At 63.7% G+C, this 15660-nt stretch carries 17 protein-coding genes and 1 tRNA gene; 11 read left to right on the top strand and 7 right to left on the bottom strand.

The window, feature by feature from the left end; translation table 11 throughout:
* Window positions 1-140: 140 nt before the first annotated feature.
* The gene (locus ABID58_RS01485; protein WP_354031268.1) at window positions 141-608 is read left to right on the top strand and encodes a nuclear transport factor 2 family protein; all 468 of its coding nucleotides are present in this window, start codon (window positions 141-143) and stop codon (window positions 606-608) included.
* A 255-nt stretch (window positions 609-863) separates the two neighbouring features.
* Here the strand turns inward: ABID58_RS01485 and queG are convergent, their stop codons facing one another.
* Window positions 864-2069 carry a tRNA epoxyqueuosine(34) reductase QueG gene (gene queG, locus ABID58_RS01490; RefSeq protein ID WP_354031269.1) on the bottom strand — a complete coding sequence of 402 codons (1206 nt, stop codon included), beginning with the start codon at window positions 2067-2069 and terminating at the stop codon, window positions 864-866.
* Window positions 2018-2710, bottom strand: a complete 693-nt coding sequence (locus tag ABID58_RS01495) for a glutathione S-transferase family protein (protein WP_148749048.1) — start codon at window positions 2708-2710, stop codon at window positions 2018-2020. Before ABID58_RS01495 ends, queG begins: the two co-directional genes overlap by 52 nt.
* 169 nt (window positions 2711-2879) lie before the next feature.
* Here ABID58_RS01495 and ABID58_RS01500 point away from each other — a divergent pair, with 169 nt between their 5' ends.
* The 3 genes from ABID58_RS01500 (at window position 2880) to ABID58_RS01510 (ending at window position 5853) form a co-directional block, all read left to right on the top strand.
* Entirely contained in the window at window positions 2880-3686 is an 807-nt protein-coding gene (locus ABID58_RS01500) for an undecaprenyl-diphosphate phosphatase (protein WP_148749047.1), read from the top strand.
* Window positions 3687-3780: 94 nt separating this feature from the next.
* Window positions 3781-5109: an FAD-binding oxidoreductase gene (locus ABID58_RS01505; protein WP_354031662.1), complete on the top strand. Its 1329-nt coding sequence runs from the start codon at window positions 3781-3783 to the stop codon at window positions 5107-5109.
* Between the two features lie 3 nt (window positions 5110-5112).
* Window positions 5113-5853, top strand: a complete 741-nt coding sequence (locus ABID58_RS01510) for an SDR family oxidoreductase (RefSeq protein WP_354031270.1) — start codon at window positions 5113-5115, stop codon at window positions 5851-5853.
* Between the two features lie 126 nt (window positions 5854-5979).
* Here ABID58_RS01510 and ABID58_RS01515 read toward each other — a convergent pair whose 3' ends face one another.
* Window positions 5980-6945 (bottom strand): complex I NDUFA9 subunit family protein, encoded by a 966-nt coding sequence (locus ABID58_RS01515; protein WP_354031271.1) that lies wholly within the window; start codon window positions 6943-6945, stop codon window positions 5980-5982.
* 152 nt (window positions 6946-7097) lie between these two features.
* Between ABID58_RS01515 and ABID58_RS01520 the strand changes: the two genes are divergently transcribed.
* From ABID58_RS01520 to ABID58_RS01530, 3 genes are all read left to right on the top strand, one after another.
* Window positions 7098-7184 (top strand) — tRNA-Leu (locus ABID58_RS01520).
* 219 nt (window positions 7185-7403) lie between these two features.
* The gene (locus tag ABID58_RS01525; RefSeq protein WP_354031272.1) at window positions 7404-7613 is read left to right on the top strand and encodes an addiction module protein; all 210 of its coding nucleotides are present in this window, start codon (window positions 7404-7406) and stop codon (window positions 7611-7613) included.
* The gene (locus tag ABID58_RS01530; RefSeq protein WP_354031273.1) at window positions 7614-7907 is read left to right on the top strand and encodes a type II toxin-antitoxin system RelE/ParE family toxin; all 294 of its coding nucleotides are present in this window, start codon (window positions 7614-7616) and stop codon (window positions 7905-7907) included. It abuts the gene before it with no gap.
* A 390-nt stretch (window positions 7908-8297) separates the two neighbouring features.
* On the opposite strand, the gene ABID58_RS01535 is transcribed toward ABID58_RS01530, so the two are convergent.
* From ABID58_RS01535 to ABID58_RS01550, 4 genes are all read right to left on the bottom strand, one after another.
* Window positions 8298-8492 carry a hypothetical protein gene (locus tag ABID58_RS01535; RefSeq protein WP_354031274.1) on the bottom strand — a complete coding sequence of 65 codons (195 nt, stop codon included), beginning with the start codon at window positions 8490-8492 and terminating at the stop codon, window positions 8298-8300.
* Window positions 8493-8524: 32 nt separating this feature from the next.
* Window positions 8525-8749, bottom strand: a complete 225-nt coding sequence (locus ABID58_RS01540) for a hypothetical protein (protein WP_354031275.1) — start codon at window positions 8747-8749, stop codon at window positions 8525-8527.
* Between the two features lie 433 nt (window positions 8750-9182).
* Window positions 9183-9359: a hypothetical protein gene (locus ABID58_RS01545; RefSeq protein ID WP_502916369.1), complete on the bottom strand. Its 177-nt coding sequence runs from the start codon at window positions 9357-9359 to the stop codon at window positions 9183-9185.
* Between the two features lie 21 nt (window positions 9360-9380).
* On the bottom strand, window positions 9381-10652 hold the full coding sequence (locus tag ABID58_RS01550; protein ID WP_354031276.1) for an MFS transporter: 1272 nt from the start codon (window positions 10650-10652) through the stop codon (window positions 9381-9383).
* Window positions 10653-10929: 277 nt separating this feature from the next.
* Between ABID58_RS01550 and ABID58_RS01555 the strand changes: the two genes are divergently transcribed.
* The 4 genes from ABID58_RS01555 (at window position 10930) to lptC (ending at window position 15660) form a co-directional block, all read left to right on the top strand.
* Window positions 10930-12255, top strand: a complete 1326-nt coding sequence (locus tag ABID58_RS01555) for a UbiA family prenyltransferase (RefSeq protein WP_354031277.1) — start codon at window positions 10930-10932, stop codon at window positions 12253-12255.
* Window positions 12255-13982 (top strand): hypothetical protein, encoded by a 1728-nt coding sequence (locus tag ABID58_RS01560; protein ID WP_354031278.1) that lies wholly within the window; start codon window positions 12255-12257, stop codon window positions 13980-13982. Before ABID58_RS01555 ends, ABID58_RS01560 begins: the two co-directional genes overlap by 1 nt.
* Before the next feature lie 153 nt (window positions 13983-14135).
* Window positions 14136-14750, top strand: a complete 615-nt coding sequence (locus tag ABID58_RS01565; protein ID WP_148749038.1) for a ribonuclease D — start codon at window positions 14136-14138, stop codon at window positions 14748-14750.
* Window positions 14751-14934: 184 nt separating this feature from the next.
* Window positions 14935-15660: an LPS export ABC transporter periplasmic protein LptC gene (gene lptC, locus ABID58_RS01570; protein ID WP_354031279.1), complete on the top strand. Its 726-nt coding sequence runs from the start codon at window positions 14935-14937 to the stop codon at window positions 15658-15660.

Here is a 15660-nt window from a genome sequence, read left to right on the forward strand (position 1 = left end):
TGGTGCCCAGAATTCGATGTCATCATCCGCGAAGGCGGATGATCCAGTATTCCAGAGGCCGTTGTGTTTGAGCCGAAAAGTCTCGGCGTACTGGATGCCCCGCCTTCGCGGGGCATGACGGAGGAGAGGGAGAAACCCCAATGACCACCACCGCCATGCTGCGCGCCTTCTGCGACGCGGTCGAACAGCGCAACGGTCGCGCCTTTGCCGATCTGTTCACCGACGACGGCGTCTATCACGACGTGTTCTACGGCGCGTTCGCCGGCCGCGACAAGATCGCCGCGATGGTCGACGACTGGTTCTATCGCACGGCGACGGATTTCCGATGGGACATGCATGATCCCGTCAGCAACGGCACCACGCTCTATGCGCGCTACACCTTCAGCTACACATCGACCCTGCCGGAAGCGAACGGTTCGCGGGCGATGTTCGAAGGTGTTGCGATCATGACGCTGCGCGACGGCAAGATCGTGAATTACCACGAGGTCGCCAACACCGCGCCGGCGTTCGTCGATCTGAAGTTTGCGCCGGAGCGGATTGCGAAGATCGTCGGCAAGCAGGGCGCGGAGCTGAAGGCGCGGCCAGAGATGAAGCGGCATCTGGCGTAGCTGTCGTTCCGGGGCGCGCCACTTGGCGCGAGCCCGGAATCCATTCCGCCACCATTCTTGCGGCCTGATGGATTCCGGGCTCGTGCTTCGCACGCCCCGGAATGACAGCGGGGTTACCAACAACCACTGTCATCGCCCGGTCGACCGGGCGATCCAGTACTCCAAGAAGGCTGTGATTAAATCGAGAGGCCGCGGCGTACTGGATGCCCCGCCCCAGTGCGCAACTGCGCACAAGGCGGGGCATGACACCGAGTGTTAGGAAGCGGCCTGCCACTCTTGACGCACGCTTTCGTCGCGTTCGTTGGCAGTCGCATTCGTCTTCATCGCTGCAAGTTCTTCACTTGGCAGCAACTGCCCCAGCGCCCACACAGCAGCCCCGCGCACCAATGCGCTCTCGTCTCCGAGCAATCGCCGCGCCTCTTCCGCCAAGGCTGCATCGCCGGAGTTGCCGATTGCAATCAGCACGTTGCGCAAGAAGCGATCGCGACCAATCCGCTTCACCGGCGACTTCGTGAACAGCGCGCGGAACCCTGCGTCGTCGAGCCGTGAAAGTTCAGCAAGACCGGGCGCACGCAGCTCGTCGCGTGCGGAGAGCCTGGCTTCACGTCCCTCTTGCGCAAACTTGTTCCAGGGGCACGCCGCGAGGCAATCGTCACAGCCATAGATACGGTTGCCGATCGCTTTACGAAACTCGCGCGGGATCGGTCCCTTGTTCTCGATGGTGAGATAGGAGATGCAGCGCCGCGCATCGAGCTTATAGGGGGCGGGGAACGCTGCGGTCGGGCAGATGTCGAGACAGGCGCGGCACGAGCCGCAATGATCGATCTCGGCGCCGTCGCGCGGCAGCTCTAGCGTGGTGTAGATCGCGCCGAGAAACAGCCATGAGCCGAACTCGCGCGAGACCAGATTGGTGTGCTTGCCCTGCCAGCCGAGATGGGCCGCTTGCGCGAGCGGCTTCTCCATCACCGCCGCAGTGTCGACGAACACCTTGACCTCGCAAGTCTTCCCCTCACGAGTCTTCACCTCACGAGTCGCGGTCGCGACCAGCCAGCGCGCCAGCGCCTTCAGCCGCTTCTTGACGAGGTCGTGATAGTCGTCGCCCTGCGCATAGACCGAGATCGCCGCACGCGTGCGCTCTCGCAGGATCGCGAGCGGATCCTGGTCGGGGCCGTAATTGACGCCGAGCATGATCACGCTGCGCACGTCAGCCCACAGCCCGCGTGGATCGACCCGGCGCTCCGGCTGGTTCGCGAGCCAGTCCATGTCGCCATGGCCGCCGGAAGCGATGAACTCGAGGAAATGTTTTCCAGCGTTCTCGATCGTGCCGGGCTCAGTGATGCCGATGCAGTCGAAGCCGAGCGCGCGCGCTTCGCGCGCCAGCGCCGCCTTCAGTTCAGTCGGATCGGCGTTCAGAAATCCAGGTCCACGTAGGTCCGCGACGCCGGCACGCCCGCCAGCCATTCGCTCAGCAGCGGACGGAACGACGGGCGGGATTTCACCCGCGCGTACCACGCCTTTGCTGCGTCGTCCTCGCTCCATGGCACGTCGCCCAGATAGTCGATCGCCGAGAGATGCGCCGCGGCGGCGAAATCCGCGTAAGTGGGCCGGTCGCCGGCGAGGAAGTTACGCGTCTGCGCCAGCCAGCCGATATAGGCAAGATGGTAGCGCACATTGGCCTTCGCCGCGCGCATCACGTCGGGTGAGGGCGGGCCGCCGCCATTCTCCTCGCTCATGAAGCGCTTGTAGATGCGCTCGGTGACCAGCGGGTGGGAGACTTCCTCGAAAAACTTTTCGTTGAACCAGGCCATCAGCCGGCGCACCTCGACGCGCTCGGCGATCGTCTCCGGCATCAGGCGCTTGGGGCCCATCTCGGCGCCATAGGCCTCATCGAGATACTCCGCGATGATGGCCGCGCCGGGGATCGGCGGCTGCTCGTCGTCCACCAGCACCGGCGTCGTGCCGGCCGCATTGAGCAGCAGAAATGCCTCGCGCCGTTCCCAGCTGCGCTCCTCGGCCAGCTTCAGCTCGAGCCCGTATTCGCCCGCGATCAGGCGGATGAAGCGCGAATGCGGACAGAACGGATGATGAAACAGCGTAAACATGAAGCCTTTGACTATTTGATGGTGCTTAAGAATCCATCAATGTTTGTGCGGCGCCACACTAGTCTTTCAAAACCGCGAAGCAAGGGTGCGATGCCGCATTTTGCGATTGCGGGAAAGGGGCGAATGGGCGAGAAGAGCCCCGCTTTTCCAGCGGAAATGGACCGTAAATATGTCAGATGCAATACGGGCAGTGATCCTCGGCATCATCGAGGGTGTGACCGAGTTCCTTCCTGTTTCCTCGACCGGGCACCTGCTGCTTGCGGAGCGCTTCTTCGGCCTTGGCGAGGGCGCCTTCTGGGATTCGTTTACGGTTTTGATCCAGCTCGGCGCGATCCTTGCGATCGTCGTGCTCTACTTCAAGAAATTGTGGGACGTCGCGATCGGCATGTTCACGGGTGATGCCTATGCGCGCCGCTTCGTGATCGGCGTGCTGGTGGCGTTCCTGCCTGCGGTGATCGTCGGTCTCATCGCCGGCAAATACATCAAGAGCATGCTGTTCAACCCCTGGGTCGTGTGCTTCTCGCTGATCGTTGGCGGCGCCATCCTGTTGTGGGTCGATCGGCTCGATCTCAAGGCGCGCGAGCATGACGCCACCAGGTTTCCGCTGCTGATGTATCTCTATATCGGCATCGCCCAGTGCGTTGCGATGATCCCGGGCGTGTCGCGCTCCGGTGCCAGCATCGTCGCCGCGATGTTTTTGGGTGCCGACAAGCGGGCGGCGGCGGAGTTCTCGTTCTTCCTCGCCATCCCCACCATGATCGGCGCGTTCGCCTACGATTTCTACAAGAACCGCTCCGAGATGACGATGGACCACATGGGCATCGTCGCGATCGGCTTCGTGGTGTCGTTCATCACCGCGGTCATCGTGGTGAAGGCGTTCCTCGGATACGTCACCCGCCACGGCTTCGTGGTGTTCGCCTGGTGGCGCGTCATCGTCGGCACACTCGGACTGATCGCACTGGCGCTCGGCCATTAACCTTTGACAATCTGCTGACAAGCCTCAACGCAATATCAGCTTTTGACCGGTAGGCAGTGTCCGGAGCGGGATGGCCCGCAGGCGGAGCTGAATGATGACCCTCGTCAGCGGCTGGGGGCGCTTCCCGGTCGTCGATAGCGAAGTGCTGCGGCCGCGGTCGTTCGAGGCCGTGGGTGCGGCTGTCGCTGTGACCGGCTCCGTGGCCAGGGGCAATGGCCGCGCCTATGGCGATGCCGCGATCGGCGCCGTCAGGACGATCGGGATGACCGGGTTCGACCGGGTCAGGTGGTTCGATCCGGCAACTGGCCGCATCCGGCTCGAAGCCGGCGTGCTGCTGTCCGACCTGATCGACACCTTTGGCCCGCGCGGCTTCCTGCCGTTCGTGGTGCCGGGCACGCGATTCGTATCGGTCGGCGGCGCCATCGCGGCCGACGTGCATGGCAAGAATCATCATGGCGAGGGCGGATTTGGCCGCTATGTCGACAGCATTCTGCTGCGCACCGGGGCGGGCGAGACGACCGAGATCTCGCGCGAGCAAAATTCCGATGCCTTCTTCGCGACCGTCGGCGGCATGGGCCTCACAGGAATCATCCTCGAAGCCACGATGCGGCTGCGTCCCGTCGAGACCGGCTGGATCCGCGAGCGGGTGATATCCGCATCCGATCTCGACGCCGCGATGCGCGCGCTCGAGGCGAGCGAGTCCGCGACCTATTCGGTGGCATGGATCGATTGCGTGGCGCGAGGGCGCGATCTCGGCCGCTCGTTGATCTATCTCGGTGAGCACGCCCGCGCCGACGAGCTTACTGAGGACGCCGATCGCTTTCCAATCGGCAAAAATCCCCACCTCGCCGTGCCCTTCGATCTGCCGTCGATGACGCTCAACCGCTTGAGCGTCCGTGCCTTCAACGAGCTCTACTACCGCATGGGCGCAAGGCGCGCCGGCGGCGACCATGTGGTCTCGCTCTATCCGTATTTCTTTCCGCTCGACAGCATCGCTGACTGGAATCGCATCTACGGACGGCGCGGCTTCCTCCAGCATCAATGCGTGATCCCGGAAGCTGGCGCGCGCGCCACTCTCGGCGAGATCCTCGATCGTGTCTCGAAGCGCGGCGATGCCTCGTTCCTCGCGGTGCTGAAGAAGCTCAGTCACGGCGACGGCCTGCTGTCGTTTCCGCTGCCCGGCTACACGCTGGCGCTGGATTTCCCGATGAAGGGCGACATCCTGAACTTCCTCGACGAGATCGACCGTCTCGTCGTCGCCGCCAGCGGGCGGCTTTATCTCGCCAAGGATGCGCGGCAGTCGCGTGCGACGTTCGAGGCCGGCTATCCCGCGCTGTCGCGCTTCAACGCGATCCGCAGATCGCTCGATCCCGCCAAAAACATTCGCTCCAGACTTTCACAACGCCTGTTCGATGAGGTTTAAGCCGTGACATCACGCAAGACCGTTCTGGTGCTCGGTGCCTCCTCCGATATCGGCCGCGCCGCGGCACGCGCCTTTGCCAAGGCGGGATACGATGTCGGCCTCGCCGGCCGCGAAATTGCCGCGCTGGAGCCCGACGCCGCGGATCTGCGCGCGCGCTACAGCATCGAAGCGAGCACGTGGAGATTCGACGTGCTCGACACGGGATCATTCGATGGCTTTGTCGCCGGCCTTCCCGTGTTGCCTGATGTCGTCGTCTCGATCATCGGCCTCCTCGGCGTCCAGCAAGATGCCGAGAGAGATCTCGCGCACGCCACCACGATCATGCGCTCGAACTACGAGGGACCGTCGCTGATCCTCGGCCTGTTCGCCGAAAAATTCTTAGGCCGCGGCAATGGCACGATTGTCGGCGTGTCGTCGGTGGCAGGCGATCGCGGCCGCGCCTCGAACTATGTCTACGGCTCGGCCAAAGCCGGCTTCTCGGCTTTCCTGTCCGGCCTGCGCGCCCGCGCCAGCCGCGGCGGCGTGCATGTCGTCACCGTAAAGCCCGGTTTCGTCCGGACAAAAATGACGGAAGGCATGAAGCTGATCGGCCCGCTCACCGTCGATGCGCCTGTCGTCGGCGATGCGATCCTGGGCGCGGTCGAGAAGAAGACCGATGTCGTCTATGTCAGCGGCAAATGGCGTCTCGTGATGTTCATCATCAAGACGCTGCCGGAGGCCGTGTTCAAGAAGCTGAAGTTTTGAGGCTGCTGCAGCTCGCGCCACAAGCTCGTCATGCCCGGCCTTGTGCCGGGCATCCACGTTCTTAGCATCCGCGTTAACAAAGACGTGGATGGCCGGGTCAAGCCCGGCCATGACGGCGCGGAAGGCTCACACGCTCTTGCGCTGGAACTGGCCGGCGGCGCGGAAGCGCCAGAGATATTGCGGGGCGATCGCTTCCAGCGAATCGGGGGTGATGCCGAGGCCTTCCAGCGTCAGGCCGGCAGCCTTGGCCGCATCCGACACGACGTTGTCGCGCTCGAGCAGCGTGACCTGGTCCGGCGTCAGCTTGAAGGCCCCAGGCGCAAATTGCAGGAAGTTGGCCTGGAAGCGGGCGAGGCCGAACGACAGCGGCACCAGCATCGGCTTGCGATCGGCAATGGCGACGATGGCCTCGATGATCTCGCGCATGGTCAGCACCTCCGGCCCGCCGAGCTCGTAGGTGGCGCCCGCCTTGGCCTTGCCGTCGACGGCATCGGCAATCGCTGTGGCGACGTCGCCGACATAGACCGGCTGCATCCGGGTGCTCCCGCCGATCAGCGGCAGCACCGGCGAGATCCGCGCCAGCGCCGCAAAGCGGTTGGTGAACTGGTCCTCGGGGCCGAACATCACGGAGGGGCGGAAGATCGTGGCCGACGGCACGGCAGCCGTCACCGCCGCCTCGCCGGCGGCCTTGGCCCTGGCATAGCGCGAGGGCGATTCGGCATCGGCGCCGATCGCGGAGACGTGGATCAGCCTTGCGCCGACGGCGGCTGCCGCCTTGGCGACGGTCTCGGCGCCCTTAGCCTGGACGGCGTCAAAGGTCTGCCCGCCGCCCTCGGTGAGGATGCCGACCAGATTGATCACGACATCCGAATCGCGCACCGCCGCCTCGACCGAGGCCGGATAGCGCAGATTGGCCTGGATGGTGTGGACCTGGCCGACCTTGCCGGAGGGCTGGAGGTACCCGGCCAGTTCCGGCCGCCGCACCGCGACCCGGATCCGGTAATCCCGCTTGCACAGCGCGCGGACGACATTCCGGCCCAAAAACCCCGATCCGCCGAAAACCGTGACGAGAGTTTCCAGATTCGATGCCATGAGATCTATTCCCGGGGTCCATTCCTGCGGAAGAGCAGAGTGTTGTCAGGCTTGTATCGGCCCGGTTTGCAATGCGCAATCGGCAAGCCGAACCATGAATTGACAACAGCGTCACTGAACCGTAGTAACCGCCTCCGTGCCCCAAACGGCATGCCCAGGTGGTGGAATTGGTAGACGCGCTGGCTTCAGGTGCCAGTGGCTTAACGGCCGTGAAGGTTCGAGTCCTTTCCTGGGCACCAGCTTTTTTCTTTGGATACCCCCAAGGTGCAGTCCGAAGGTTGGTAGGCGCTCACCCGTCGCGGGTGCCGGCGGCAGCTTGGTCCGCAATAATGTTGCGGAATCGTCCTAAAGTCATCGGAGCCGGCTCTTTCCGTTCATCGCGGCGATAACGATATTGGTCTCGACGGTTCCGTGCGGATTGTGATTTCGTTGGCAAAAGGGCCAAAGGATTCGAGACTATGGCAACACTCGACATCAGTCGCTTGACGCCCAAGGAACGGCTCGACCTCATCGGCGAGCTCTGGGACAGTCTCTCCGCTGCCGACGTGACGTTGACCGCGGCGCAGGTGACCGAGCTCGACCGTCGGCTTGCGACGTTTGACGCGGACCGTCGCGAAGCGATCCCCTGGGAGGATATCGACACCGAGCTTGACCGCCGGTCCCGATAAGTGGCCAAGATTCTTTTTACGCTTGCGGCGAGGGCGGACCTCGCCGAGGCCGTCCGTTGGTACGACACCCACGCTCCGCAGGTCGTGCCGCAATTTCGTGAGGCCTTGCGCACAGCGCTGATGCGGATCGCGGAGAATCCGAAGCAGTTTCCGCCGGCTCTCAAGAACACACGCCGCGCTTTGCTACGCCGCTTCCCTTACATTCTCGTATTTCGTGAGACGCACGATGCGGTCTATGTCATTGCGGTGTTTCATACGAGTCGCGATCCCCTAGTTTGGAAGCAGCGCTCGTAGCATCGCCAAGCGTTCAAGAATTTGGTCCCAGCGGAATTGCTTTGCTTTTCGATTGAACGATTAAAGCGAGGGCTCGCGACGGCTGGGTTCAAGCCTCATCGAAACTTCACTTTCAGCGGCCGATTTTCTTGATGCATGTGGGTTCGCCGCTGGGGTGAGGGGTGCAATCCCAGTCGGGTCCAAAGCCCGCACCAGCGTTCCGCTGTGGTAAGAAAGGATAGTAAATTACAACCGCCGCAAAAATGGTCGTAGCGATAATTGCTGACGCCAGCATCCACATGATGCCCGCGCGATCGGGATTCCACTGGAGCCGCCGAACCAATCGATGCTTCCTTGGATTGGGGTGTTTCACGGTGGTGTCATCGATGCGGAATCAGCCGTGACAGCGGTTTAAGTCTCATCGAACTCGTCGCCTCCGGTGACAGAGAGATCCAGCCCGTCATCGACCGCGTCAACAAACAGGCGTGTCCCGTCATTGAACTCAATCCCGATCTCTTTTGGCCGGTGACGCCACATCACCTTTACGACTTTTCCTCGAAGCAACTCCGTTAGTCTCGTCGCTTCGTCATCCAAATTGCGGGTCATGGACAGCGATCCTCTCGACAGGGTTGACCCGGTCACGACTGTGGGTCGGCGAAACATTCGATCGCAAGGGCCAGCTCAAGGTCGACCAGCTTCGCCAGAGTGGCCACGGGTAGCTCGTCACCCAAGTATCCGTCGCCAAAAAACTGGATGATTACCTGCGCTGTGCCGCCCGTCGATTTGAGGTCGGCGAAAAACGTCTTGTGAGGCTCAAGTCTATCGACAAATCTCGTCACCTCTGCGGCATACCATTGATCCACGAGACTGCACCGGAAGCAGTGTCTCCATCGCGTATCGTGGTAATTTCCCTGGAGGAGAGTGCCCTTCGGGGTCTTCCTGGGCTCTCCAACACGATGACCAAAGTGCGCGTCCAACCCAAGCGCGGTGCTAATGTCTGTGGGCTCCAACGTTGGGTGCACAATAAATAGCTCAATATCGATCCGTCGCGGCGGACCCCCTTCTGCGGCCTTAGCTTCAAACTGTTCCGTCACATCGTACTCCTGGCGCGGCTCGAACCGGCTTGAAAACGGTACACAACGCCGGTTCCTACCGGACGGCTGAAAATCCCAGCAAATTCGGGCTTTCTCGATGGTCGCAATCCGGTCCTTTCCTGGGCACCACTTTAAGTCGGTGCGACCGTTATTCGGCAGCGCCACCTCGTAGAAAATCTAGTCTTTTGGTCCCGTTTACGGATCACGTCTGGTCGACGTTGCCGGTAAATTCCGCCTCCAGTCGGTCAAAAACCTCAGAAATCGGCTTTACCCGACCCGTCTCGGCGTCGTCGAGCCCGCGTGCGATCGCGGCGTCTAGCGCAACCAGCCTTGTGGCAAGGTTTTCATGGGCGTTGCCCGAGCCCGCTCGTATCGCCATGCTGCTTCTCCTCCAGTGCCCTCAGACCACGCTCCGCCCCGCCCTTTCCACCACCGCCTTCTGCACAAAATACATCGCGGCCAGCGTGATGATCGTCGTGGTGACGACGACATAGCCGATCCGCTCGAAATGCAGCAGCGAACCATCCGGCTGTTGCGAGATGATCGCGGCCGCGAGCACCGAGCCGAGCCCGCCGGAGAACTGCTGGAGCGAGGCGCTGACCGCGCTGAACGAGCCGCGTTGGCTCTGATCGGGGATCGCCGATATCAGCGCCTGCGACGGGATCATGCGCGAGAAGATGCCGACGAACAGCAGCACGTTGACGATGATCGCGGTCACCAGCGAGACGTGGCCGAGATGGGTGTAGATCAGCACCATGACGACGGTCATCGCGCAGCCGAACACGAAGGTCGGATATTTGCCGAAGGCGTCGCTGGCGCGGCCGACCAGCGGTCCCGTGACGATGCTGAACAGGCCGGAGACCAGATAGATCGTCGGCAGATGCACGATGTCGATGCCGATATTGTTCACGGTGAAGGCGCTGGAATACGGCATCAGCATGTAGCCGCCGGTCGCCAGCAATGTCGTGACCGCGAAGGCCAGCGTGTAGCGCGGCTCGCCGATGGTCGCGACCAGATGGTGGAACGGGTTCTTGTCCTGCTTCAGCTTCAGGTGCGCGTCGACCGGCTCCATGGCGAAGGCGATGACGGCGATCGCCAGGATCGACAGGGCGATGATCGCAAAGAAGCAGACATGCCAGCTCCAGTGACTGGCGAGAAACAGTCCGGCCGGAACGCCCAGCACCTGGCTCGCGGCGAACGCCGTCTGCACGAATCCCATCACGCGGCCGCGCAAATGCAGCGGAAACAGATCGGTGACGATGGCCAGCACGATCGAGCCGATCACGCCGCCAAACAATCCGGTCACGACCCGGCCGAGCAGCAGCACGTGGTAGGTCTGCGCCAGCGCGCAGAGCAGCGTTCCGAGCGTGAAGCCGACATAGAAGAACAGCAGCAGCCGCTTGCGATCGAACCGGTCGGCAAAGCCGGCGGCGAGGATGCCGGAGAGTCCGGCGCTGAACGCATAGGCCGACACCGCGACGCCGAATTGCCCGGCGGTGATGTCGAGCGAGGGCATCAGGATGGCGCCGAGCGGCGACATGATGATGAAATCGAGGATGATCGTGAACTGGGCGAACGCGAGCAATGCCACGAGGAGCGACTGGTAGCGCGAAAAGCCGCGCTGGCGTTGCTGTTGATCGTCGATCGGCGCGGCGAGCGTCTGGTCTGTCATGGCACCTGATGCGTGTGAGAAGCTGGGCTCAGATAGGGTGGGCAAGCGCGATTTCCACGGGCACCGGCCTCAAGTTCCGCTGGTATATCGCGCGCACGCCGGATTGTGGGATCCCGGCAACACAGCCTGGCGGCGGACCCTCTCGGCCGCCGTTCGGCCGGTCGAATTAAGCCGCCCTTAGCGAATGCTCCCTAGGCTCGCGGCCGTCCATTTTCCTGCTCCCCGGCCTCCCCAGCCCTTGGGCCGGCCGTGTCGCGGGCAGTCAGAGCGTTTTCGGATGGAGCAGCCCGTCAGGCAGTACGATCGGAGCGAGGCCGCGCCGCAGGCCATTGCTGGGCCCGGGCGCACCCTCGTCATCGATCTCGAGGGCGCCCTGTTGCGCTCGGAGCTGCTGATGGAGGCGCTGTTCTCGAGTCCCGCGCGCATGCTGGCCCGCTTCGGTGCGGGGGGGCGCGCCGGCATGGCGGCGCTCACGGATATTCTGGCGCGCGCCGAGCTCGACTACGCCCAGCTTCCCTACGATGCCGACGTGCTGAACCAGGCGCTGGCGGCGCGGGCGCGCGGCGCCAAGATTTTCCTGGTCGCCGGCCGCTTCGCCGAGCACGCCACGGGCATCGCCGCGCATCTCGGTTTTGACGGCGTCGTTACGCCCGTCGATCTTGCTGCGGGCGACGATCTGCCGTTCGATCGCGCCGCGATCGAGCGCATCGCGCATCGAAGCCGCGGCCGCGCGAGCCTGAATACCTGGGCGAAGGCGCTGCGGGTCTATCAGTATGCCAAGAACACGCTGGTGTTCGTGCCTGTCATCACGGCGCATCAGCTGAACCTTGCCACGCTCGGCACCACGCTGCTGGCGTTCCTGGCGTTCTCGGCCTGTGCGTCGGGCGCCTATCTGATGAACGATCTGCTCGACCTCGCCGCCGACCGCGAGCATCCGACCAAGCGCCATCGCGCGCTCGCGGCGGGCGACTTGCCGATCTCCTCGGCGCTATCGGCGATCCCCGCGCTGTGGCTGTTTGCCTTCGCCGCCAGCCTCTGCATCTCCTTGACCTTCCTCGGCGTGCTCGCCGCCTACCTTGCCACCACCATCGCCTATTCGCTTGTGCTCAAGCGCAAGATGCTGGTCGATGTCGTCACGCTCGCCGGCCTCTACTCCTTGCGCATCGGCGCGGGCGCGGTCGCGGCCGGTGTCATGCTGTCGGAATGGCTGATGGTGTTCTCGCTGTTCGTGTTCACCTCGCTCGCGCTGATCAAGCGCTTCAGCGAGCTCAGCATGCGCCATGGCGAGGGCCTCGCCGATCCCTCCAACCGCGACTACCGCATCAGCGATCTGCACATCATCGCCGCGATGGCGGCCGCGAGCGCGATGAATGCGGTGACGGTGTTCGCGCTCTACGTCTCGTCCTCCGCGGTGACGCCGCTCTACAGCCGTCCCCGGCTGCTGTGGCTGCTCGCGCCCCTGCTGCTCTACTGGTTCGGCCGCGCCCTGATGATCGCGCATCGCCGCGAGATGCCCGACGATCCCATCATCTACGCCTTCCGGGACGGCGCGAGCCGCACCACCGTGGCGGCGATGGTCTGCATCATGCTGGCGGCGATCTGATGAGCCTGGCGATATCGAGCCTGGGTACCGCGAGCCGGAAGGGCTTGCGGGCGCTCTCGCCTGCGATCGTGGATACGCTGGTGATTGCGGCGTTCGCGGCCGTGGTGTCCCTGCTGCGCACCGGCTTCGCCTTCGGCATCTGGAACAACCTGTTCCATCTTCCGATCGTCGCCGGGCTCGGCAACGAGCCGCAGTTTCACGATGACGCCTTCATCCAGTCCCTGCGCTATTTCGCCTCCGGCGTCTGGATCCTGCTGAACGACACCCAGAAGGACGTGGGGCAGACGGAAGTGCTGTTCTTCGTCCTGAATTATCTGTCGCGCCTGTTGTCTTTCGTCGGGTTCCTGTGCTGCGCCTCGCTGCTCGGCGTCGTCACGCGGCGCGACAAGATCGCCTTCAGCCTGATCCTGTGCGCGATCGCGTTCCTCGACGGTTACGGCCGGGCCGGCATGGGCGGACTGTTCGTGAACTATTTCACGCATTCCGAGATCGCCAACGGCACCGTCCTGCTCGCAATCTATTTCGCGGCGCGAGGATGGTTCACGTCGGCGGCCATTGCCTGCGGTGTCACGTTCTTCGTCAATGCCTTCGTTGCCGTCTGGCTGGCGCCGCTGCTGGTTCTCGTCGCGGTCACCTCGATGCTTCGAGGCGAGACGACGCTGCGGACCGTCTGCTGGCGGACCCTCGCCGGGCTCGTGATCTCGCTCCCCGTTGCCTATCCGGTCTTGCATGCCGTGCTCGGCAATCCCGAGTTCGGCAAGCCGCCCGGTTTCGACTATCCGGCCTATCTCCGTGAATATTATGCCGGCCATTCGCTGATCGCGGCGGTCGATCTCGACAGCATCCTCGTGATGGTCGCGGTGATCGCCGCCGGCGCCGCCGCGTTGGCGTGGTTCGGCGCCCGGGCGCGCGCGTTGTGGGCGGCCTATCTCGGCGCGCTCCTGGTCTATGCGGTCGGTATCGTCATTCCATTTGTCTCCGGTGCGAATCTCATTCTCAATCTTCAGCTGCTGCGGTCTGGGACGCAGATCTATCTGTTGGCCGGACTTGCCATGGCGGCGCTCGCGACCAACTGGCTGAGCCGTGACCGTGCGATCGCCTTCCTCCCGGGGTGCCTGATGGTGCTCTGCCTTGGCATCAACGGCATCGCAATCGCGCTCGTCGTTCCGCTGGTTGTGGGCGTGATCCTGGCCGCGGGCGTGACGGACGACGCGCCCGCCTCGCATCGCCGGTTCGGCTATGCGGCGTTGGCGCTGGCGGGTCTGGTGCTATGGCCGCTTGCGGTCTGGCAGAACGTCGCCGTTAACCGCCTCTTCAACGATGCGGTCGGTGAGTGGCAGGACGTCGGCAATTGGGCGCGCGCTGCGACACGGACCGATGCGATCTTCCTGCCGCTATCCCATCGCGCGGAAACCACGACGGCGCATCCCGGGGACCTCGCGCTCGCGCGAGTGACGATCTTCGAATTCGTGGCGCATCGCCGCATCTGGGTCGACCAGAAGCGCGGCGCCGCCGCGATGTGGACGCCGTCCTACTACCCGATCTGGCACGAGCGCATGACCGAGACGGAGGCGCTGGAGTCCCACGCCGCACGATTGGCCTATGCCGCGGGGCACGGCATCGATTACGTCGTCGATCGCTGCGAGACATTGTCCTCGCAGCGTGACGTGGTGTTCCGGACCGGACGGCTCTGCGTCTCGGCCGCCGAACGCGCGCCGGCCGGTTGAAATACGGCCCCGATGCTTGCGCCGACCGTGGCCAGCAGCTACATCGCGGCGCGCAAGGCTGCTGGCGGATCTCCGGTCCGACCGGCCCTCGCCAGTTGCCGCTTCAGGCATTAATTTGATCTAGCGCCGATTCGATTGAGGGTTTGAAACGCCATGACCGTACGCCTGCATCGCGGCGACCTGCCTGACCTCACCCGCTACACCGGCGCGGTGGCGATCGACACCGAGACCATGGGGTTGAACCCGCACCGCGACCGGCTCTGCGTGGTCCAGCTCTCGCCCGGCGACGGCAGCGCCGACGTGGTGCAGATCCCCAAGGGCCACACCGACGCGCCGAACCTGAAGGCCCTGCTGGCCAATCCCGCCATCACGAAGATCTTCCATTTCGCCCGGTTCGACGTCGCGGTGCTGTACCAGAGCCTCGGTGTGATGACCGGGCCGATCTACTGCACCAAGATCGCCTCCCGCCTGACCCGCACCTATACCGACCGCCATGGCCTCAAGGACCTCGTGCGCGAGGTGCTCAATATCGACCTCTCCAAGCAGCAGCAGTCCAGCGACTGGGGTTCCGACAGCCTGAGCGAGCCGCAGCTTGCCTACGCTGCCTCGGACGTGCTGCACCTGCACGCCCTGCGGGAGCGGCTCGACGCCATGCTGGTCCGGGAGGGCCGCACCGCGCTGGCCAAGGCCTGTTTCGACTTCCTGCCGACCCGCGCCCTGCTCGACCTCCAGGGCTGGGCGGAAGAGGACATTTTCGCGCACTCCTGAGCCGTTTAGCGGCACCCAGGCTGAGGCTGCCGCCCCGTTTCGGACACTTTCGTAACGGCCTGTCCAAAGCTGGTATGCCCAAGGCTGCCTATTCCAAAGGCTGCATATTCCTGAGGTCGCGGGTACAATGGGGCGCCCTCGATTGGAGCCTTCTGACCAGGCAAGCGATGCCCCCGGAGCAGCGGTGAACTCGGCCCAGTTTCCAACCTACGACGCCGCGCTTGCGGCGAAGTTTGCCCGCGCGGCGCGCCACAGCCGCCTGGTGCGGTTTCTGCGCATCGCGGTGCCGGTGACCGTGGTTCTGGCCATGGCCTCGATCGTCGCGGTCTCGACCTTCCTCAACCCCTTCACCATGATCCCCGTGAAGGTCGATTCCGGAAACATGGTGGTGACCGGCACCAGGATCACGATGGAATCGCCGCATTTGTCCGGCTTCACACCGGACCAGCGGCCCTACGAGCTCTGGGCCAAGACCGCGACGCAGGACATCACGGATCCCGACCACGTCGATCTCAATGACCTCAAGGCAAAGGTGCTGATGGAAGACCAGTCGACCCTGTTTCTGGATGCCCGCACCGGTCGCTTCGACAACAAGCAGCAGCAGCTCGATCTGCACAAGGACATCTTCCTGCGCACCTCGACCGGCTACGAGGCGCGGTTGAACTCGGCTTTCGTCGACATGAACAAGGGCACGGTCTCCTCCGATGACCACGTCGACGTCAAGCTGACCAACGGCACGCTGACCGCCGACCGGCTGCGCATCACGGAGGGCGGCGACGTCATCCGCTTCGAAGGCAATGTCGTGATGCATCTGGACAAGATCAGCACGGATGACGCGGCGCCCGCGCCGGTCGAGCAGCCCGCGCCAGCGCCTGTGAAGTCCAAGAACAAATCTGCGAACTCAAAGTGA

It is taken from the genome of Bradyrhizobium sp. S3.2.6 (genome assembly GCF_040546885.1).
Classification (GTDB): Bacteria; Pseudomonadota; Alphaproteobacteria; order Rhizobiales; family Xanthobacteraceae; genus Bradyrhizobium; species Bradyrhizobium cytisi.